The organism is Glycomyces sp. L485, from assembly GCF_022548875.1.
GTDB lineage: Bacteria > Actinomycetota > Actinomycetes > Mycobacteriales > Micromonosporaceae > Glycomyces.
Genome location: NZ_JAKZEW010000035.1, coordinates 30,714 through 48,939 on the forward strand (window position 1 = coordinate 30,714; position 18,226 = coordinate 48,939).

Below are 18,226 nucleotides of genomic sequence, written 5' to 3' on the forward strand. Positions count from 1 at the left end.
GAGTCGTCGGATGAGGGTGGCGGTCGGAGTGGTTGCGAAGGGTCGGACATGGTTCCTCCAGACCAGGACCGGCATCACTGCCGGTTAAAACGTTTGAACACTTGGATATCTCAATATAGTGATCCATCGATCAGTGGTCAAGCGATTGCCGGAGGCTGGTCGCGGACTTGCCCATGGCGGCCTCGAACTCGGGTTCGAAGTGTCTTCACTCGATCGTTTGAAGCCTCTTGAAAATGTCAAAGACCTGGTTAAGGAGGCATTGCCATCGAGAAGAGTCTATGTTTGAATATTTAGGACCGAGATTCTACGAGATCCGGCGCAGGCCGTTCTCCGCCCACTGACCGGCGCTCGATCGGGGCCCGGGGCGCAGCGGCAACTCATCAGCATAGCAATGTGAGAGCCAAGATCGGGAGCAGCAGTGAAAACGTTTACGAGATTTCGGGCCGTGGTGGCGACGGCCGCAGCGGCCGCCGTCGCCGCGGCGACGACATGGGTGCTGGCACCCCATGGACACGCCCAAGAGGGCCGACACGAGGCGGAGGGCCCGTCGGCCGTCTGCGAAGGAACCGTCGATTCGAACCACTCCGGCTACTCCGGAGACGGGTTCTGCAACACCCCCAACACCGCCGGCACCGCGGTCGAGTTCACCGTGAACGCCCCGGCCTCGGGCGCGGCGAGCCTCGAGATCAGGTACGCCAACGGTGCGAGCCAGAACCGTCCGGCCGACGTCTCGGTCAACGGCACTGTGGTGCGAACCGGGGTGGCGTTCGCGAGCACCGGTGCGTGGAGCTCCTGGTCCACGAGCACCGTGACGGTGCCGGTGTCGGCCGGGTCCAACACCGTTCGGATCGCTGCGACCGAGTCGTCCGGCCTCGGCAACATCGACTACCTCGACTTCGCGATGAGCGACGACCCCGAGCCGTCCGAAGGCCGCCGGATGGAGGCACTCGACCGGGGTGTCGTGGCCGTGCGGTCCAGCAGCACCGACGTCCTGGTCAGCTGGCGGCTGCTGGGTCTCGACCCCGAGGGCATCGCCTTCAACGTCTACCGCTCGACCGGCGGGGGCAACGAGGTGAAACTCAACTCGAGCCCCCTGACGGGAGGCACCAACTACGTCGACTCGGCCGCGAACCTGTCCCAGTCGAACACCTACCGGGTCGCCCCGGTCGTCGACGGCGTCGAGCAGGAGCGCAGCCCCGGGTTCACGCTGTCGGGCAACCACGCCCAGGAGCCGGTGGTCCGCGTTCCGCTTCGCGACGGCGGCCCGATCCAGTTCGTCTGGGTCGGCGACCTCACCGGTGACGGCGCGTACGACTACGTGATCGACCGCCAGACCTCCCCGCAGAGCATCGAGGCCTACTCGAGCGACGGCGACTTCCTGTGGGAGGTCGACATGGGGCACAACAGCATCGACCAGAACAACATCGAAGGCGGCTCGTCCACCATCGACGTCGGCCACAACGACGGCGTCACCGTCTACGACTTCGACGGCGACGGCCGCTCCGAGGTCGCGGTCAGGATCGCCAACGGCGTCACCTTCGGTGACGGAGCCAGGTTCAACCACGGCAACGACACCGAGCAGTTCATCGCCTTCCTCGACGGCCGGACCGGCGCGCTGCGCGATGCGGCGCAGGTTCCGACCGACTACATCTCCGACGGTCCGATGTACGCCCGGTTCGCCGCCTGCTACCTCGACGGCACCACCCCGAGCCTGGTCGCCTACATGAAGAACCGGGTCGGCAACGGTGGCTTCAACCTGATGGTGACCGCCTGGAGCTTCGACGGCGCCAATGCCGACATGCAATGGAAGTGGCTGCGCAACGGGAACCACCCCGACGGGCACAACAGCCGCTGCATGGACGTCGATGGGGACGGCACCGACGAGTTCATCGAGATCGGATTCGTCCTCGACGGCGACGGCACCCTGCGCTACTCACTGGGCGGCCAGGGAATCGTCCACGGCGACCGGTTCCACATCGCCGACATCGACCCGTCGCGACCGGGCCTGGAGGGATACGCCGTCCAGCAGGACAATCCCAGCGGCCTGCGCGAGTACTACTACGACGCCGCGACGGGCGAGATCATCTGGCGGCACACCCGAAGCGGCACCGCCGATGTCGGCCGCGGCATGGTCGGGGACATCGACCCGCGGCACCCGGGCATGGAGGTCTGGTCGTTCGACGGCCTCTACAACGCCCCGAGCAACCAGCTCACCGAACCCGACACCAATCTCCAACCATGGCCGCAGATGGGCCTGTGGTGGGACGGCGATGTCACGATGGAGCTGTTCAACGACGGCAAGATCGAGAAGTGGAACCCGAACAGCCCGACCCCGACCAACAGCGTGCCGCGGCTGGTGTCCACCTGGAACTACGGCGGGGTCGTCGGACCCCGCGGCCAGCCCGGCATCATCGCCGACATCTTCGGCGACTGGCGGGAGGAGGTCGTGCTTCCCAACGGACAGTCCAACGAGCTGGTCGTTTACACCACCGACCGGCCGACCGACATCCGGCTGTACACCCTGGCGCACAACCCGGCCTACCGGAACGATATGACAGTCAAGGGCTACATGCAGTCCCATCATGTGGACTACTTCCTCGGCGCGGGCATGAGCACGCCGCCAAGGCCCGACATCTTCTACTGAACGAACGGGGCCGCAGCGACCCGGCTCGCTGCGGCCCTTTGATCAAACGTTTACGGAAATCGACGATTCTCGAAGTGGAAATGTCGCGAGAGGATCTTGACAGTACTGGAAGACGCGCCTTACCTTGACAAAGGCAAGGAGTTGAAACGGTTTAAGTCTCTTCATTCGGAAGTCGACGCCACCGGCCGACTTCCCCGGCAGGGGCCGAGACGACGACCGCGCACAAGGCCCGCGCAAGCGGGACCCCTCAAACAAACGGGAGACGATCAACGGTGATCCGCAAGACGTACCAAGCAAGACGAAGGACGATCCTGACCGGGGCCGCGGCTGCGGCGACCGTCGGTGCGGCCGCCGCCTGCGGCGACGGCGACGGCCCGGCCGGCACGGCCGACGATCCGATTACCATCGGATTCGACTGGTGGGGCAACGAAACCCGCGCCGATCTCACCACGCAGGCGCTAGCCCTGTTCGAGGAAAAGAACCCCGGCATCAAGGTCCGCCCGAACTTCTCCGACTACGCCCCGCACTGGGAGAGCCTCACCACCCGGATGGCCTCCCAAGACCTGCCCGACGTGTTCCAGATGGACTACCCCCGCCTGCTCCAATTCGGCGGCACCGGCATGCTCACGCCCCTCGAAGGCCTCGTCGACACCTCCGACTTCCGCGGCAACCTGCTCGACACCGGCATGGTCGACGGCGAACTGCTCGCTGTCCCCGTGGCGGGCAACACCAACGGCCTGATCTACCGCGACGACTGGTGGTCCGAGCACGGACTGTCGGCACCCGAACCGGGATATACCTGGGACGACTACAGCGACGCGATCGCGACCCTGAGCCCTGCGCTCGGTGAGGAGAAATGGGCCGCCGAGGACTGGACGAACTCCTACATCTTCTTGGAGATGTGGCTGCTCCAGCAGGGCTCCTTCTTCTACTCCGAAGACGGATCGCAGCTCGGTTTCACCAAGGAGCAGCTCGTCGAGTGGTGGAGCATGAACTCGTCGCTCAAGGCCGACGGCCACCTGCCGCCGGCGGACGTGGGCTCCGAATGGGACGCCGGTGGAATGGAGGCGGACGCGATCGGCTCGATGATCCGCTGGGACAACGCCCTGGCCAACGTCTGGCCCTTCGTCGAGGACAACGGCGGCACCGTCGCCATCGGCGCCCCTCCCACCCTCGACCCCGGCAACCTCGGGATCTACCTCAAGCCCTCCATGCAGCTCGTGATCGCGGCGAACTCGAACCATCCCGAGGAGTCGGGGAAGCTCATCGAGTTCCTCCTGATGGACCCCGAGGCCGTCAAGATCCTGGGAACCAACCGTGGCATCCCCGCCACCAACACCGGTCTCGCAAGCGTCGAGCTCGACCCGGCCTCGCAGGCGATCGTCGCGTACGAGGAGAGCGTCGCGGCGCACCTCGGTGCGCCCCCGCCCCCGCCGCCCGCCGCCGCCGGCGGGGTCCAGGTCAAGTACACCGAGCTGGTCGAGCAGGTGCAATACGAGGAGATGACCCCCGAAGAGGCCGCCGAGCGGTTCTTCACCGAGGCGGAGACGCTCTTCGCTGCCGAGCAGTAGGAACCGAACCGCAACTTCACAGGAAGAGGTCGCCGCCAGGTGTCACGACTCGAACTGCCCCCGGTCGACGGGCTGGGAGCCCCGTACACCGGATGGACACGGGCGCACTGGGAGGCGGTGGCCGACCACCTGCTCGACGCCGTCGACCCGTACGCCACGCCCGACTTCGCCCAGTTCCGCCTGCCGGGACGTCCCGGCCAGGCAGGACTGGCGAGCGACGGGCTGGAGGGATTCGCGCGGACCTTCCTGTTGGCCGCGTTCCGCATCAGTGACCTCAAACGGTCCCCGGGCGCGGAACGCGACCGTGCGGCCGACCGGTTGCTGGAGCGCTACGCGCGGGGTCTGGAGGCCGGGACCGCCCCCGGCGGCCCGCACTCCTGGCCCGAGATCGCGGACTGCTCCCAGCAGATGGTCGAGGCCGCCTCGATCGCGATCGCCCTGCACGAGACCAGGCCCTGGCTGTTCGACCGGCTCGGCGCGGCCGTCCGCGAACGGGTTGTGGCCTGGCTCGCCGGCTCCATCGGCAAGCGGACCCGCAACAGCAACTGGGTGCTCTTCCCGGTCGTCATCCAGCAGTTCCTCGCCTCGGTCGCCGGGCCGCACGTGCCCGAGGAGATCAAGGGAGGGCTCGACCGGATCGAGCAGTGGTACGTGGGCGAGGGCTGGTACACCGACGGCGACGGGCAGAGCTTCGATTACTACGGCGGCTGGGCGATGCACCTGTACCCGCTGATGTGGGCGCGCATCTCCGGCGACGACGAGCGCGGGTCGCTGTACCGCGATCGCCTGCGACTCTTCCTGGAGCAGTACCAGCACCTGTTCGCGAAGGACGGCGCGCCGCTGCACCAGGGCCGGTCGCTGTGCTACCGGTTCGCCAACGTCGCCCCACTGTGGCTGGGCGAGCTCGCCGGCGCCAGCCCGTTTCCGCCCGGACGGGTCAGACGCCTGGCCGACGGCGTGCTGCGGCACTTCGTCGAGCACGGCGTCCCCGATGAGAACGGGCTGCTCAGTCTCGGCTGGCACGACCGGTTCCTGCCCTCGACCCAGGCCTATTCCGGTCCGGCCTCGCCGTACTGGGCCAGCAAGGGATTCCTCGGCCTGCTCCTGCCCTCCGACCATCCGGTGTGGACTGACATCGAAGTCGAGGCCCCTGTCGACGGCGGCGACCGGACGGTTGCGATGCCCGGTCCCGGCTGGCTGCTGCACAGCACCCGCCACGACGGGATCGTGCGGGTCCTCAACCACGGCAGCGACCGGGCCCGCCACCAAGGCGCCGACGGCGTCGACGACCCGCACTACACCCGGTTCGGGTACTCCTCCCACACCGCGCCGGACACCGAGGACCAGGCCAGGCGCAGAGCAGTCGACAACCACGTGGCGGTCCTCGACGGGGACGGAGGCGTCTCGCGTCGCCGCCGGATCGAGCGCATCGGCGTCCACGACCGCTTCGCCGCCTCGGCGTACGAAGACGATCTGCCGTCCGGGCCGGTGCGAGTGGAGACCGCTGCGGTCGTGCGCGGCGCCTGGGAGATCCGCATCCACCGTGTCAACGCACCGGCCGGATCGACTGTCCGGGACGGCGGCCACAGCCTGGCCGATGCGCACCCGCCACTCGTGAACACGGACCGGACCTGGGCACTCGCCACACGGCCGGACGGTTTGACCAGCGCGATCATCGCACTGCATGGATTCGCGTCGGCGGGTGTGTCGCGTGCGGTGGCCGCCAACGCGCTCGGCCAGTGCTCCGCGGCGCCCTACCTCGTAGCACCCGACCATCCGGAAGGCGCCACGGTCCACGTCTCGCTGGTCGTGCTCACCGGAGACCGGGTCGACCCAAAGGCGCTGCAGGACTCGATAGGAGTGACCGTCGAGGCCGATCAGGTGAAGGTTCGCTTCCCGGACGGCGAAAGCGTCGAAGTGACCCTGGGAGGCGAACCGTCCTACACCCGTCGTCCGGCCGACTCGGAAGCTTCGGTTCGCTGGCCGGGGGCGACGCCCCGGGTTTGACACTCCCCGGACCGGGGACGATCATTGTTTCCGTAACCGTTTCAAGGATTTCCGATCGACAAGGTGGGTGCAGTGGCGCGGAAGGCGAGCAGACCTGAGGACGGTGCGCGTCAATCCACCATTCGAGAGGTGGCCGAGCACGCGGGCGTCTCCGTCGCCACGGTCTCCCGGATCCTGTCCGGCAACTACCCGGCCTCGCCGGCGACGCGGAGCCGGGTCATGCGCGCGGTGAAGGAACTCGACTACGTCGCCAACGTCCACGCGCGGGCCCTCGCCGGATCAAAGCACAAGAGCATCGCCATCATCGTCAACTCGGTGATCTCGCCGCACTACGCGCACGTCGCGCAGGGGGTCCAGACCATGGCGGCCGAGGCTGGCAGGCTGTGCCAGATCGGCACCACCGGCGGCGACGCCGAGCGTGAACTCGACATGGTGCGGTTCATGCGCGAGCAGCATCCGGAGGCGGTGATCCTGGTCGGCAACGTGAACGCCGACGACGAGTACCGGTCCCGCATGAGCCGGTACGCGCACGCGCTGGAGGCCATCGGCTCCCGGCTGGTGCTGTGCGGCCGGCCGCCGCTGGGCCCGGACGTCCCCGCGGTCGTCGTCGAATGCGACTACACCGGAGGCGCCTTCGCCGCGACCAGCCACCTCCTCTCGGCCGGCCACCGGCGCATCCTGTTCCTCGGCCAACGCCCCGGCTACACCACCGCCGAGGCCCGGATCGCGGGCTACCGGAAGGCCCTGGCCGCGCACGGTGTGCCGAACGATCCGGACCTGGAGGTCGACGGCACCTTCGAACGGCACGAGGGCTACCGGATGACCAGGGAGCGCCTGGACGCCGGAACGCCCGACTTCACCGCGGTATTCGCCTGCAACGACCAGATCGCCGCCGGTGCCCGGCAGGCGCTGCTCGAACGCGGTCTCGGCGTCCCCGACGACGTGTCCATGGTGGGCTTCGACGACCTGCCCCCGGCGATGGACATCGACCTGACCACCATCTACCAGCCCCACGAGGAACTGGGCCGCACCGCGGTCCGCCTCGCCCTGGAGCATGCCGAGAACGGCGGACCTCCGCCTCGCACAGTCCTGGGCACCCACCTGGTGATCCGGGGCTCGGTCCGCCCTCTCCTCCCCGCCCAGCGATAACGAGTCCGCCGCCGCGGCTCGGCTGGTCCCGGCCGGTGCAACGCCCATGCGGCCCGAGCTGCCCTCAGGCCTCGTGAACGTTTCGATTCTTGTAAGGTCCGAGCAGGCCGATCCATGCTGTACTCAGGACATGAAGGCAACAACCCCGTTCGCACCGTCGCGACTGAGCGGGTGGCTCATCGCCGCCGCCCGCATCGGAGTCGCGCTGATGTGGATCGACAACGTCTCCTGGAAGACCCCGCCGGGCTTCGGCGAGGGCGACCCGCCCTCGACGCTCTACCGTTGGACCCTCAACGGCGTCGAATACGAGGTCCTCGCCCCTTGGGCCTGGTTCATCGACACCGTCGTCGTACCGAACTTCACCGTCTTCGGATGGCTCGTCCTCGCCCTTGAGGCCTCACTCGGCGCATTCCTCCTCATCGGACTTTTCACCAGACTGTTCGCACTGCTCGGCGTAGTCCAGAGCCTCGCCATCACCTTCTCGGCCTTGAACGCCCCGCACGAGTGGTACTGGGCCTACCTGCTCATGATCCTCATCCACCTCCTGCTCTTCGCGACCGCGGCCGGACGCTACGGCGGCATGGACGGGGTAATGCACTCGCACTGGGGCCACCGCGGGGGCCGACTCCACCGACTCATGAAGGCGGCGTCATGACCACGACCCACGATCTCGACCGGGCCGCGCTCACCTTCGGCCTCGCCTCGCTCGCCAGCCTCGTCTTCGTCTTCGAAGGACTCGACGAGTTCCGGTTCATGACCGTCGGCGGCCCGGCCGCCGCCATCGCCGTCGTGCTCGGCGGCCTCGCCGTCGCCGCCGGACTCACCGGTATCCGAGTCCTCGCACTCCTGGCCGGCCTCGGCTTCGGCACCGTGGCCGTCCTCCAACTCGTCGCCACCGCCACCGGCGGCGACTGGCTCGGGGGCAACCTCAGCACGATGGCGTTCTGGCTCGGACTCGCCGTCGGCCTGCTCGTGATCGGCACTGCGCCGAACGTCACGGCAGCCGCCGCTGAAGGGAACTAGATGGACTCCACGTTGCGCACGTGGACAGAGCGGTGGCCGGATCGATAGTTGGAGCCTCGGTCGCCGACGCCGGCATTGCCATGGTCGAGCGTCGGCACGAGCGGTCCGGCCACCTTCTGCTCTCGGTGGACGACGTCATCTGGGAATCGCGCGGTCTATGCGGTGACCTCGCGGCCCCCAGCGGCGCGACCGGGCGCCGGAAAGGGCGCGGAGAAGCCCGCGCACGGGAACGAATCTCTGCTAGACAGACCGTATGACGGGAAAAGCCTCCAAGCTGCCGACGCGAAGAAGTCTGTCCCAGACCCCGCCTGTGCAGGCCGGACTCTTCCTCGGCGTCGGGCTCGCCTTCGCCGCCGTGCTCGTCTGGGCGGTGATCGAGCTCAAGACGCTCATCATCGTCCTGGTGGTAGCGGGCTTCCTCGCCGTCGGCCTGAACCGGCCGGTGCGGGCGATGACGCGGCGGGGCCTGCCCCGTTGGCTCGCGCTGGTCGTCCTCGTTCTCGGTCTGGTGCTGGTGTTCTGCGGCGGCTTCGCGCTCATCATCCCCGCGATCGTCAGGCAGACCACCGAGTTCGCGGCTGCCGCCCCCACTTACTACGACCAGGTCATGGCCAGTGGCTTCGCCCAGCGCTTCGGCGGCGAGTCGCGAGTGCTCGAACGGCTCCAGGGTCTGACCACGGCCGAGAACCTCTCAACGGCGGCCGGCGGCCTACTCGGCGGGGCGGTGTCCGTGGCGACCGTCGTCGGCTGGACGTTGACCGCCCTGATCCTGTCGCTGTTCATCCTGGTCGCACACGACCGCATCCGGGACAGCGCGCTGCGGTTCGTGGTGGCCTCCAAGCGCGCTCGGGCAGGGGAGATCCTCGACCGCATCCTCTTGCAGGCGGGCGCCTATCTCATGGGCGCGTTGACGATCGCCATCGCGGCCGGGGGAGCGGCCTGGATATTCATGGTGATCGCGGGCATCCCCTACGCCGCGATCCTTGCCTTCATCGTGGCCCTGACCGACCTCATCCCTCAGGTCGGGGCGACGATCGGCGCCGCCATCGTCACCTTGGTGGCCCTGACGGTCTCGCCGATGACCGCGGTCGCCGCCGTGATCTTCTTCGTGGTCTACCAGCAACTGGAGAACTGGATCATCTATCCGACAATCATGGGCAGCGCAGTCAAGGTCTCCAACCTCGCGGCGCTCGTGAGCGTCCTCATCGGCGCCACGCTCTTCGGTGTGGTCGGGGTGATCCTGGCCGTCCCGTCCTACGCCGCGATCCGCCTGGTGGTCCAGGAGCTCGTGCATCCGCGGCTGGACGCACACTGACCGCGCCGAGCGGTCTCGTCACGGCGTCCATGGAGTTCCCCTGCCGACCGCGATGACATAGGGCGACATGCCCAGAGGCAGTGGACTACCCGGTCTCGTGATCCGGCCCGTAAGGTGAAGGGGCCGCGACCATCACGAGACCGGGACAGCGCACATGCCGATCATGACCAAGGCCCGCCGGGCGTACACCGTCTGGCGCTTCGGCGGCTACGCCAGGAACCGCCGCGACGCCGTCGCCAGCCTCTGGACGCTGCTCAGGCGCCTGCCGCGCAACCGCCCCATGCGCGACAGCGACACCGGCACCGTCTATGTGCTCATGTCCCCGCCGTCCGACGACGACGCCATCTACCCGTGCGCCGTCGAGACCGCCGAGGGCGGCGCCCGGACGCTGTGCGTCTACGACTCGATCCGTCGACGGCCCGCCGACGCCCCGGTCCCGCCGCTCCTTCGCACCGCCAGGCCATTCCTCGCCGGCGAGGTCGACCACGACTCCGTCCTGTGGCACCTGCCCGAGATCTTCTCCTTCGACGACGTCCGCAACGTCTCCGACGCGGAACTCGAAGAGCTGCACGGGCGGCTCCTAAGCCTCTACGACGCCTACCAGGCAATTTGAGCCTATGCGGCGCGAATCACGCTTGCAAGGTGCCTTCCAGCGGCCGTATGCTGGCCGTGCGGCTCCGGTGCCGCCACGCCTTCCCGAAGAGAATCGGAACCGCCCGTGCTCGGAACCGTCGACCTGTGGACCTACATCGCCGCCACTGCCCTGATCATCCTGCTGCCCGGCCCGAACTCGCTGTACGTGCTCTCGGTCGCCTCCCGGCGGGGCCGCAGGGACGGCTTCGCCGCCGCCGGAGGCGTGTTCTGCGGCGACTCGGTCCTCATGATCGCCTCGGCCGCCGGCCTGGCCTCGGTGTTCGCGGCCTCGCCGATCCTGTACAACGCCGTCCGCTGGGCGGGGATCCTCTACCTGACCTATCTCGCCACCAGTCTCGTCCGGGCCGGGTGGAAGTCCTGGCGCGCCGCCAGACGCGGCGACTTCCCGCAGGGCGCCGAAGGCGGATCCGCGGTCGCGACCGCCGTTCGGACCGAGCGGCCGTTCGTGCGGGCGCTCGTCGCGAGCCTGCTCAACCCCAAGGCGATCCTGTTCTTCGTGGCGTTCTTCGTCCAGTTCGTCGACCCGACCTACGGCTATCCGGTGCTGAGCTACCTGGTCCTGTTCGTGATCCTTCAGACCTGCTCGATGGTCTACCTTTCGACACTCATCGTCAGCGGGGACCGATTCGCGCGGCTCTTCCGCGAGCGCCACGGCCTCGCGGCCGCAGGGAACGGCCTGGTCGGCGCCGTCATGATCGGTTTCGCCGCGAAGCTCGCCACCGGCTGAACGCCTGCTAGGCGCGCCCCGCGCCCGTGCCGGTCAACGGGCGGCAGCGCGGTCGAGATGGCGGGTCTCGCCGAGTCGGACGACCATGCGTCCTCGGTAGAAGTCGTCCTCGCACAGTTTGGTGATGCTGCCCGAGGGCGCCTTGAAAACGACATGGCCGAGCGAGGCGATCGGCATCTTGATCCAAGCGGCCACCACGAACGTCAAGGCGAAACCGTGGGTCACGATGACCTGGTGTTCACAAGGGCGATGGAGGATCTCGTCCATGGCCGCGTAGATGCGCTGTGCGACAGTGGCCTTGGATTCGGCCCCGGGCACATCAGTGTGTTCCATCCGCTCTCCGACCGCCGGCGGTGGGACGACGAGCCGATCCCACTCCTCGTGCGGCCTTCCCTCGGCCTGGCCGAACGACATCTCCCGCAGCCTGGGGTCGAGCACCGGCCGGACGTCGAACCATTCGGCGATCACCTCGGCCGTCTGCGCGGTGCGTCGCAGATCTGAGGAGAACAACTCCACCTCGGCGCCATCGGGCACATCGGCCAGCAGCGCCTGGCCGATGGAGTGCGCGGCGCGGATGCCGTCAGGCGTGAGCTGCGAGTCGTGCCACCCGCCGATCAAACCTTCGACATGGTGGGACGCTTCGGGGTGAGTGATGACGTAGAGAGTGCGCACCGGCACAAGCCTTTCATGGCGTCGTGGACCGCAGCAGGTGGAGTGGAGGAGGCCGCCGACTGCGGTGGCCTCGCCGGGACCGTTGCAGATCGGCACCGCCGCGGTCGCCTGCTCGATGTGAACCGAGATGTCCAGACCCGCGACGAGTTCCGCAGGGGCGAGTGCGAGCCGTTCCTGTGCCGCATGGAGCACAATGTAGAACGCGGGACGCTGTTGTCGAGGTCGTAGACGGACTTCCGCCACCCTGAGACTGAGGAGACCCCCATGCAGCAGGCCATGATGCGCGCAGTTCAGTTCGACCGGTACGGACCGCCGGAGGTGTTGGGGGTTCGGGAGGCGCCCAGGCCCGTGCCGAAGGCGGGGGAGGTGCTGGTGAAGGTCCACGCGGTCAGCGTCAACCCGGTCGACTCCAAGATCAGGTCCGGGTCGCTGCGCCTGCTCACCGGCCGGCGTTTCCCGAGATCGATCGGCGTCGACTTCGCGGGCGAAGTGGTCGGGCTCGGCCCAGGCGTCGACGAAGCCCTTGCCGGCAAGGCGGTATGGGGCGCCACCAAGCCCTTGTCGATCGGCGTCACCGCCGAGTACCTCGCGGTCGACGCCCGATGGTGCGGCCCCGCGCCCTCGGGCGTCGACTCCGCCGGCGCCGCCGCCCTGCCGCTCGTCGGCATCTCCGCCGTCATGGCGCTCGATGCGGTCGCGATCGAGTCCGGGATGCGACTGCTCGTGGTCGGAGCCTCGGGCGGTACGGGGAACGCCGTCGCGCAGATCGCAGCCGCGAAGGGCGCCCGCGTGGCGACAGTGTCGAGCCGGGCGAACCTGGACTTCTGCCGCGAGTACGGCGCCGAGGAGGCCTACGCCTACGACACGGGCGACGATCTCGGCGGGAGGCGATTCGACGCCATCGTCGACCTGGTCGGCACCGCGGTCGACCGCCATCGCGGGCTGCTGCGCCCCGACGGCCGGATGGCGACGCCGGCGGTCAAGGGCATGCCCGCCGCCTACGCCTCGGCCCTGCTGCCAGGCCCCCGTGTCCGGGTGGTCCAGATGAGACCCGGCAGGGCGCACTTGGACCGCCTCGCCGCACACGTCGAGCGCGGTGAGCTGCGGCCGGTGATCGGCCGGTTCTACGCCCTCGACGAGATCGTCGAGGCGCACCGGTCGATGGACACCGGCCACAGCCGCGGCAAGCGCGTCATCCTCATCGCCGACTAGGCGCCGCGGCGCCGCCCGAAGCGGCGACATCGTCCGCGACGGCGCAGCCGACCAGGAGCACCGGGTTCCCGGCGGCCGCCAGCGCCTCCCCGGCGCCGAACGGGGCGGCCGGGATGAGCGGCCCGCGGCGTCAGGGGTTGACCCGGGCGACTGCGATTTGTAAGGTTCTTATAGATCGATATATTGAAACGATTCAGTGAACTGGGGGCGCCGTGTCCACTGGCGCAGACGAAACCGATCCCAAACCGGTCGTCTCACTGGCCGGCGTCACCAAGGCCTTCGGCGCCGTCCGAGCACTGCGCGGTGCCCGCCTGGACCTCTACCCCGGCGAGGCCCACGCCCTCGTCGGCGAGAACGGCGCCGGCAAGTCCACCCTCATCAAGATCCTCGCCGGCCTCTACCGCCCCGACGGCGGGCGTATCGAGATCGACGGCGTACCGACCGCGTTCGCCGACACCGCCGCCGCCATGAACGCCGGGATCGCCGTCATCTACCAGGAACCCGCCCTCTTCGGCGACCTCACCATCGCCGAGAACCTCTTCATCGGCAGGCAGCCCCGGGTCCGCTTCGGACTCATCGACCGCCCCGCCATGAACCGCCGCGCCGCCGCCCTGTTCGACCGCCTCGGCGTCCCCATGGACCCCGACCGGCCCGCCAAGGGCCTGTCCATCGCCGACCAGCAGATCGTCGAGATAGCCAAGGCCATCTCCCTCGACGCTCGCGTGCTCGTCATGGACGAGCCCACCGCCGCGCTCTCCGGCGTCGAGGTCGAGCGCCTCTTCAGCGTCGTCAGGGCCCTGCGCGACGACGGCGCGGCCGTCCTGTTCATCTCCCACCGCTTCGAGGAGGTCGAGGCCCTGTGCCAGCGTGTGACCGTCATGCGCGACGGTGCCCACGTCTCCACCGACCCCATGGACGAGGTCACCGTCGACCAGTTGGTGCGCCGCATGGTCGGCCGCGAGCTCGGCGCCATGTTCCCCAAACAGGACGTCGAACCCGGCGAGGTCGTCCTCGAAGTCGAGGGCCTGAGCCGCGCCGGGATCTGCCGCGACATCACCTTCGAGGTCCGAGCCGGTGAGATCGTCGCGCTCGCCGGTCTCGTCGGCGCAGGTAGGAGCGAGGTCGTCCAGGCCGTGTTCGGGATCGAGCCGCGCGGGGCAGGACGCGTCCGCGTCGCCGGCCGTGAACTGCCTTCGGGCAACCCGCGGGCCGCCATGCGCGCCGGCGTCGCGCTCGTGCCCGAGGACCGCCGCCAGCAGGGCCTCCTTCTCGACCTGTCCATCATGCGCAACGCCACTTTGACCAGGCGCGGCCGCCTGTCCCGCTTCGGCTTTCTCGTCGGAGGGGCCGAAAGGCGCGCCGCCGAGAAGTGGACCGCGCGACTGAACACCAGGTACGGCAGGCTCACCGATGCGGCCGGGACCCTCTCGGGCGGCAACCAGCAGAAGATCGTGCTCGCCAAATGGCTCGCCACCGGACCCAGGGTCCTCATCGTCGACGAGCCCACCCGCGGCATCGACGTCGCCACCAAGGCCGAAGTCCACCGTCTCCTGTCGTCACTGGCAGCCGAAGGCGTCGCCGTCATCATGGTCTCCTCCGAGCTTCTCGAAGTGCTCGGCATGGCCGACCGCGTCCTGGTCATGCGCGAAGGCCGCATCGCCGGGGAGCTCGACCGGTCCGACGCGACCGAAGAGGCGGTCATGCTCCTGGCCACCGGGCGGGAGTCCGTCGCATGAGCACCCTCGTCAAGAGCACCGCCAACGTTCCGGCCGCCAAGACCGGATCGACGGCGCTCGACCTCGTTCTGCGATTCCGCGCGCTCGGCCTCGTCATCGCCCTGGCCGCGCTCATCGCGGCGACCACCGCCGTCAACCCCCGGTTCCTGAGCGCCCAGTCGCTCCGCGACCTCCTCTTCGCCGCGGCCATCACCGTGCTGCTCGCCTGCGGCATGACCGTCGTCGTCCTCACCCGCGGCATCGACCTGTCCGTCGGATCCGTCCTGGGGCTGTCGGCCTACGTCACCGCGAGCGCGCTGAGCGAATCCGGCGCCGCGACACCGGTCGCGATGCTCATCGGGCTGGCCGTGGGCGCCGCCTGCGGGGCCCTCAACGGCGCCGTAATCCACTTCGGACGAGTGCCGCCGCTGGTGGCGACCCTCGGCACCCTCTACGTCTTCCGCGGCACCGTCTACTTCCTCGCCGGAGGCTCGCGCATCAACGCCTCCGACCTCCCACGCGGCTTCCTCGACTTCGGCAACGGCACCGTCCTCGGCGTCCCCTACCTGTTCTGCGTCGCCCTCGTCGTGCTCGCGGCCGTCGGCGTCTTCCTCGGCCGCTACAGGGCCGGGCGCGACCTCTACGCCCTCGGCTCGAACCCCGAGGCGGCCCGGCTGGCCGGCATCCGGGCCGGGCGGCGCCTCATGACCGCCTACATCGTCTCCGGCGCCCTCGCCGGTCTCGGCGGCGTGCTGTACGCGGCCCGCTTCGGCACCGTCGACGCCTCCGCCGGTTACGGATTGGAACTCAACATCGTCGCCGCCGTGGTCGTCGGCGGCGTCGCGATCTTCGGCGGCTCCGGAACCGTCCTCGGCGCCGCCCTCGGCGCGCTCCTGCTGGCCGTCATCAACAACGCCCTGCCGGTGCTGCGCATCGACCAGTTCTGGCAGCAGGCCATCGTAGGCGCGCTCATCCTCGCGGCGATCGCCCTCGACCGGCTCGTGAGCCTCCGGGCCTCCCGCGCACTGCGAACGAAGGGGTCCCATGTCGACTAAGCTCCGCGATACGGCGGCGGTGCGGCTCCTGACGACCTGGGACGCCGCGATCATCGCCGCCACCGTCGTCTTCCTCGCCGCCGCCGCCCAGACCGTCGAGCACTTCGGCACCGCCCGCAACGCCGGGTTCATCGTCCTCGACCTCGCACCGATCCTCATACTCGCCCTCGCGATGACCCTCGTCGTCACCACCGGCGAGATCGACCTGTCGGTGGCCAGCACCGTCGGCCTCACCAGCGCCGCCATGGGAGTCATGTGGAACGCGGGGATCCCGCTGGAGACGATCATCCCCGCCGCGATCGGGATCGGCGCCTGCCTCGGCGCCGTCAACGGCCTGTTCATCACCGGCTTCGGCCTGCCATCGCTCGCGGTCACCATCGGCACCCTCGCGCTGTACCGCGGTCTCGCGTACGTCCTGCTCGGCGACACCGCCGTGGCAGACTGGCCGCGCGCCTTCACCGGCTGGACCCTCGGCACCGTCGGCGAGACCGCGATCCCGAACGTCCTCATCCCGATGGCCGCGCTGGTCGCCGTTTTCGGGATCGTCCTGCACGCCACGGCGATCGGCCGGTCGATCTACGCGTCGGGCGCCAATCCGGTCGCCGCCGCCTACGCCGGGATCGCGGTGGGGCGCTTGAAGTTCTGGCTCTACGTCACCTCCGGCGCGATGGCCGGGCTCGTCGGCGTCCTGTGGACGCTGCGGTACTCCTCGGCCCGCGCCGACAACGCCTACGGCCTCGAACTGACCGTCGTGGCGGTCGTCCTGCTCGGCGGCGTGTCGATCTTCGGCGGCAGGGGCGCGCTGCCGGGCGTCCTGGCCGCCGTGGTCCTGCTGACCGCGCTCCAGAACGCGCTGCGCCTGGCGCACGTCTCGACCGAGGCGCTCACCGTTGTCACCGGCTCGCTGCTCATCGCAGCCGTACTCGCCCCGAACACCGCAAACGCGATCAGAGGCGCCCTGCGCGCCAGACGAAGTCGCACCGCATGAAAGGGAATCCCATGTCTCGCAGACGAATCCTCCGCACCACCGCCCCGCTGCTCGCCGTCGCTCTGCTCGCCGCCTGCGGCGGCACAACGCAGGGCGACCAGGACGACGGCGGCGGACCCGGCGGCACCGACGCAACCGCCGACCCGAACGCCGAATACCGGACCGGCCTGTCGGTCGCGATGCTGCCCAAGTCGGTGAACAACCCGTACTTCGAGGCGTCCAGCAGCGGCGCCGAGAGCGTCGTGAACGAGCTGGAGGGCGCCTACGAGTACACCGGGCCCTCCGACGCCTCCGCGTCCTCCCAGGTGAGCTACATCGACACGCTCAGCCAGCAGGCGACCGACGTGGTGCTGCTGTCCGCCAACGACCCCAACGCGCTGTGCTCTTCGCTCGAACAGGCCAGGGGCGGCGGCACCGTCGTCGTCACCTTCGACTCCGACGTGGACCCTGGCTGCCGAGACCTGTTCGTCAGCCAGGTCGACAGCGACGAGGTCGGCCTGACACTCCTGGAGATGACGGCCGAGCAGATCGGCGGTGAGGGCGAGGTCGCGGTCCTGTCGGCGACGGCCAACGCCACCAACCAGAACGCCTGGATCGACGCCATCGGGGCCGAGCTGGAGTCGAACGCCGACTACGCCGGGATCGAACTGGTCGACGTCGTCTACGGCGACGACGAGGACGAGAAGTCGTTCTCCGAGACCCAGGGCCTCATGCAGGCCCACCCGGATCTGAAGGCGATCATCTCGCCGACCACCGTGGGCATCGCCGCGGCGGCGCGCTACCTGTCGGGCTCGCAGTACCAGGGCGAAGTGGCGCTGACCGGTCTCGGCACCCCGAACCAGATGCGCGAGTTCGTCGAGGACGGCACGGTCGCCGAGTTCGCGCTGTGGGACCCGACCGCGCTCGGCGAGCTCGCCGCCTACACCGGCGCGGCCGCCGCGTCGGGCATCATCACCGGTGCCGAAGGCGAGGTCTTCACCGCGGGCGACCTCGGGGAGTACACCGTCGGAGCCGACGGCGTCGTCACGCTCGGCCCGCCGACCAGGTTCAACGCCGACAACATCGACGAATTCGACTTCTGACGCAGGGGGACGGCACCATGGCCGCCATGGAATACGAAGCGGTGAAGGAGGATCTCAGGCGCGCCTACGACGCGAACGCCGAGGCGCGAGCGCGCATGGAGGACACGCCGTGGAAGCGGGCCGAGCGGGCCCGCTTCGCGGCGCACCTGAGGGAAGACGGCCTGTCGAGCCTGCTGGAGATCGGGGCCGGCCACGGCGTCAGCGGCCGCTACCGGTTTTCCGGAGAGGGCTTCGTCCTTTGTTTAGGGCGGAGGTGGATCCGGGTCGATTGCCTGCTCGACAGTCCCGCGGAGCGGGACTGTCCGAACCGTTGGGTTTTCGGAATTGTCGTACCCCTGGTTTATCTTCGATCTGTGCTCCTTCGTTACCGGTACCGGGTGTATCCGACCGCGCCGCAGCGGGTTTCGCTCGC

The 18,226-nt window shown here is 69.0% G+C and carries 15 protein-coding genes and 1 pseudogene; 15 read left to right on the forward strand and 1 reads right to left on the reverse strand.

Annotation, left to right across the window (positions count from 1 at the left end; genetic code table 11):
- Positions 1 to 445: 445 nt before the first annotated feature.
- The 9 genes from L0U85_RS15760 (at position 446) to leuE (ending at position 11,090) form a co-directional block, all read left to right on the forward strand.
- Positions 446 to 2,644: a carbohydrate-binding protein gene (locus tag L0U85_RS15760; protein ID WP_241378716.1), complete on the forward strand. Its 2,199-nt coding sequence runs from the start codon at positions 446 to 448 to the stop codon at positions 2,642 to 2,644.
- Between the two features lie 272 nt (positions 2,645 to 2,916).
- Entirely contained in the window at positions 2,917 to 4,215 is a 1,299-nt protein-coding gene (locus tag L0U85_RS15765) for an ABC transporter substrate-binding protein (protein WP_241378717.1), read from the forward strand.
- Between the two features lie 39 nt (positions 4,216 to 4,254).
- Positions 4,255 to 6,222 carry a DUF2264 domain-containing protein gene (locus tag L0U85_RS15770; RefSeq protein WP_241378718.1) on the forward strand — a complete coding sequence of 656 codons (1,968 nt, stop codon included), beginning with the start codon at positions 4,255 to 4,257 and terminating at the stop codon, positions 6,220 to 6,222.
- Positions 6,223 to 6,351: 129 nt separating this feature from the next.
- A complete protein-coding gene (locus tag L0U85_RS15775; protein WP_241378719.1) occupies positions 6,352 to 7,371 on the forward strand; it encodes a LacI family DNA-binding transcriptional regulator in 1,020 nt (339 codons plus the stop codon).
- Positions 7,372 to 7,501: 130 nt separating this feature from the next.
- Positions 7,502 to 8,026 carry a TQO small subunit DoxD gene (locus L0U85_RS15780; RefSeq protein ID WP_241378720.1) on the forward strand — a complete coding sequence of 175 codons (525 nt, stop codon included), beginning with the start codon at positions 7,502 to 7,504 and terminating at the stop codon, positions 8,024 to 8,026.
- Positions 8,023 to 8,394: a hypothetical protein gene (locus tag L0U85_RS15785; RefSeq protein ID WP_241378721.1), complete on the forward strand. Its 372-nt coding sequence runs from the start codon at positions 8,023 to 8,025 to the stop codon at positions 8,392 to 8,394. Before L0U85_RS15780 ends, L0U85_RS15785 begins: the two co-directional genes overlap by 4 nt.
- Positions 8,395 to 8,647: 253 nt before the next feature.
- Positions 8,648 to 9,709 carry an AI-2E family transporter gene (locus tag L0U85_RS15790; RefSeq protein WP_241378722.1) on the forward strand — a complete coding sequence of 354 codons (1,062 nt, stop codon included), beginning with the start codon at positions 8,648 to 8,650 and terminating at the stop codon, positions 9,707 to 9,709.
- Positions 9,710 to 9,863: 154 nt separating this feature from the next.
- On the forward strand, positions 9,864 to 10,322 hold the full coding sequence (locus tag L0U85_RS15795) for a hypothetical protein (protein ID WP_241378723.1): 459 nt from the start codon (positions 9,864 to 9,866) through the stop codon (positions 10,320 to 10,322).
- Between the two features lie 105 nt (positions 10,323 to 10,427).
- A complete protein-coding gene (gene leuE, locus L0U85_RS15800) occupies positions 10,428 to 11,090 on the forward strand; it encodes a leucine efflux protein LeuE (RefSeq protein ID WP_241378724.1) in 663 nt (220 codons plus the stop codon).
- A 33-nt stretch (positions 11,091 to 11,123) separates the two neighbouring features.
- On the opposite strand, the gene L0U85_RS15805 is transcribed toward leuE, so the two are convergent.
- The gene (locus tag L0U85_RS15805; RefSeq protein ID WP_241378725.1) at positions 11,124 to 11,762 is read right to left on the reverse strand and encodes a histidine phosphatase family protein; all 639 of its coding nucleotides are present in this window, start codon (positions 11,760 to 11,762) and stop codon (positions 11,124 to 11,126) included.
- A 264-nt stretch (positions 11,763 to 12,026) separates the two neighbouring features.
- Between L0U85_RS15805 and L0U85_RS15810 the strand changes: the two genes are divergently transcribed.
- The 6 genes and pseudogenes from L0U85_RS15810 to L0U85_RS15835 form a co-directional block, all read left to right on the forward strand.
- Positions 12,027 to 12,974, forward strand: a complete 948-nt coding sequence (locus L0U85_RS15810; protein ID WP_241378726.1) for an NAD(P)-dependent alcohol dehydrogenase — start codon at positions 12,027 to 12,029, stop codon at positions 12,972 to 12,974.
- Positions 12,975 to 13,186: 212 nt separating this feature from the next.
- A complete protein-coding gene (locus tag L0U85_RS15815) occupies positions 13,187 to 14,710 on the forward strand; it encodes a sugar ABC transporter ATP-binding protein (RefSeq protein WP_241378727.1) in 1,524 nt (507 codons plus the stop codon).
- A complete protein-coding gene (locus tag L0U85_RS15820) occupies positions 14,707 to 15,744 on the forward strand; it encodes an ABC transporter permease (protein WP_241378728.1) in 1,038 nt (345 codons plus the stop codon). The genes L0U85_RS15815 and L0U85_RS15820 overlap by 4 nt, the downstream gene beginning before the upstream one ends.
- Entirely contained in the window at positions 15,734 to 16,732 is a 999-nt protein-coding gene (locus L0U85_RS15825; RefSeq protein WP_241378729.1) for an ABC transporter permease, read from the forward strand. The genes L0U85_RS15820 and L0U85_RS15825 overlap by 11 nt, the downstream gene beginning before the upstream one ends.
- A gap of 11 nt (positions 16,733 to 16,743) precedes the next feature.
- Positions 16,744 to 17,814 carry a rhamnose ABC transporter substrate-binding protein gene (gene rhaS, locus L0U85_RS15830; protein WP_241378730.1) on the forward strand — a complete coding sequence of 357 codons (1,071 nt, stop codon included), beginning with the start codon at positions 16,744 to 16,746 and terminating at the stop codon, positions 17,812 to 17,814.
- Between the two features lie 26 nt (positions 17,815 to 17,840).
- Positions 17,841 to 18,226: pseudogene (locus L0U85_RS15835) on the forward strand (hypothetical protein); the annotation flags it as partial.